Source organism: Mesorhizobium sp. LNJC405B00 (assembly GCF_000502615.1).
GTDB lineage: Bacteria > Pseudomonadota > Alphaproteobacteria > Rhizobiales > Rhizobiaceae > Mesorhizobium.
Genome location: NZ_AYWC01000054.1, coordinates 1 through 2,699, shown reverse-complemented (window position 1 = coordinate 2,699; position 2,699 = coordinate 1). Strand labels below are relative to the sequence as shown.

2 protein-coding genes and 1 pseudogene are annotated in these 2,699 nt (G+C 62.8%); all 3 read left to right on the top strand.

Features of this window, described 5'->3' with window-relative positions:
* Positions 1 to 345, top strand: a 345-nt coding sequence (locus X756_RS0136260) for a FixG Ig-like domain-containing protein (protein ID WP_031239777.1), incomplete at its 5' end; no start/stop codon positions are given.
* Positions 342 to 839 (top strand): FixH family protein, encoded by a 498-nt coding sequence (locus X756_RS136300; RefSeq protein WP_023731970.1) that lies wholly within the window; start codon positions 342 to 344, stop codon positions 837 to 839. The genes X756_RS0136260 and X756_RS136300, both read left to right, overlap by 4 nt.
* Positions 836 to 2,699: pseudogene (locus X756_RS01000000166480) on the top strand (heavy metal translocating P-type ATPase); the annotation flags it as partial. The gene X756_RS136300 and the pseudogene X756_RS01000000166480, both read left to right, overlap by 4 nt.

Below are 2,699 nucleotides of genomic sequence, written 5' to 3'. Positions count from 1 at the left end.
CACGACCGCAACCCGCAATTCGTGACGCTCTCGGACGGCTCGATCCGCAATGGCTATACCGTCAAGCTCTTGAACATGATCCCCGAACCGAGAACGATTATCGTCACCCTCGGGGGTTTGCCAGGCGCGGAGATGAGCATCGTTGGCGTCGACCTCCCCGCCGATCGCTCCTTTGCGGTCCAGGTCGAACCCGACCGGCTGAAGATGTTGAAGGTTTTCGTGCGCCTACCCGCCGATCAGATTCATGGCCAGGCGCAGACCTTCACATTCCGCGTCGAAGACAAGGTCAGCTTCGAGTCCAACGAATACACCGCCACCTTCAACGCGCCGGAGATCGCCAGATGAACGCCACCACGCGAAAACCCCGCGAATTCACGGGCAGGCACATGTTGGCCATCATCCTCGCCTTTTTCGGCGTGGTCATCGCGGTCAATCTGACGATGGCGACGCTTGCCAACACAAGCTGGACCGGTCTTGTCGTCGAAAACACCTATGTGGCGAGCCAGCAATTCAACAGAAAGGCCGAGGAAGGGCGCGCGCAGGCAGCCCTCGGCTGGACCGGAAAGCTGACCGTCGCATGGGGTGAAGTCCGGTATGGCCTCACCGACGCCGCCGGCAAACCGGTTCCCCTGCATGGCGTGAAGGCGCTGTTTCGCCATCCCGCTTACGAGAAAGAGGATGAGTCCGTCACGCTCGCCCCCGCCTCGGGCCAGGAATTTGCAGCGCAGCACATGCCAAGGGACGGTGTGTGGATTGTCGAAATCGACGCCGAAGCCGGCCTGGCCAGACCTTATCGCGATGTACGCAGGATCATGATCTCCCATGGAGCGCTGCAATGAGCTGTTGTGCACCCGGTGCTGAAATGGCGTTGGATCTGGCCAGTCCCACTTCAGTCCTGCCGTCAAGCCAGGAAGTCAGGCTGGCGAGCCGATCGCTTGGCGATGATCTTCATCAGACCGACCTTTCGGTCCCGACGGTTCACTGCGGTGCCTGCATCCAGAGCATCGAGGCTGCGTTGGGGAAACTCGCTCACGTCGAGGTCGCTCGCGTCAACCTGTCGACAAAGCGGGTCTCGGTCCGGTGGCGCGGCGACATTGTCCCACCGTTCGTAGCCGTGCTGGGGCGGCTCGGCTACCAGGCGCATCTGTTCGAAGCCGAGATCGAGGCAAAGGACAAGACGCTTTCGGAGCTTATCCGCGCCGTCGCTGTTGCCGGGTTTGCGGCAGGCAACATCATGCTGCTCTCGGTTTCGGTCTGGTCCGGCGCTGAGGGCGCGACCCGCGACCTGTTCCACTGGGTCTCGGCGTTGATCGCGATTCCTGCGCTGGCCTTCGCCGGCGGCATCTTCTTCAAGTCAGCCTGGAATGCGCTGCGTCACGGCCGCATGAACATGGATGTGCCGATCGCCGTCGGCGTGTCGCTGGCCTACGCCATGAGCCTCTATGAGACGATCACCCATGGCGACCACGCCTATTTCGACGCGTCGGTATCGCTGCTGTTCTTTCTCCTGATCGGTCGCACGCTCGATCACGTGATGCGGGAACGCGCCCGCACCGCCGTCAAAGGCCTGTCACAGCTCGCGGCGCGTGGCGCCATGGTGCTGCGCGGCGATGGCGCTCGGGACTATCTGCCGGTGGCCGAGATCGAACCGGGCATGCTGTTGTTGATCGCCGCCGGCGAAAGAATCCCTGTCGATGGCAAAATTGTGCGCGGGACATCGGACGTCGACTGCTCCCTGGTCTCCGGCGAGAGCACGCCCAGTTGCGTGGCGCCGGAAGACACCGTGCAGGCCGGCGTCCTCAACCTTACCGGTCCGCTGACGATAGAGGCGACAGCGGCCGCCAAGGATTCGTTCCTGGCGGAAATGGTTCGGTTGATAGAGGCCGCCGAAGGTGGTCGCGCCCGGTATCGCCGTATCGCCGACCGCGTGTCGGCACTCTACGCGCCCGTGGTTCATCTCACCGCCTTGGCAACCTTCCTGGGCTGGATGGCGGTNCCGCGTGTCGGCACTCTACGCGCCCGTGGTTCATCTCACCGCCTTGGCAACCTTCCTGGGCTGGATGGCGGTGACTGGCGACTGGCACCGGGCGATGACGATCGCAATCGCTGTTCTCATCATCACATGCCCGTGCGCGCTTGGCCTCGCCGTGCCGATCGTTCAGGTGGTGGCCGCGCGGCGCCTGTTCGAAAACGGCATCATGGTCAAGGACGGCTCGGCCATGGAGCGCCTGGCAACGATCGATACAGCCGTGTTCGACAAGACCGGGACGCTCACGCTTGGGAAGCCACGGCTCGTCAACGCAGCTTCGATTGATCCCGCCATGCTGGCAATCGCTGCCGACTTGGCCGCGCATTCGCGTCATCCATATTCAAAGGCCATTGCCAGCTTTTTCGTCAGCAGCAGCCAGCACAAATTCGATGCGGTGACCGAGCACCCGGGTTTCGGGATCGAAGCCACCGCCGCCGGTATCACCTGGCGGCTGGGTCGACGCGGATGGGCTGGCTGGAAGGCGCGAACCGGCGGCGAAGGCAAACATGGCTACGGCGGAACAGTGCTGACGAAAAACGGCATGATTGTCGCATCCTTCGTTTTCGAAGATGCGCTACGCCTCGACACCAGGGCAGCGATCGATCAACTGCGCAACGCTGGTATGTGCGTGGAAATGCTGTCGGGCGATACCGCGAAAGCCTGCGCCGAG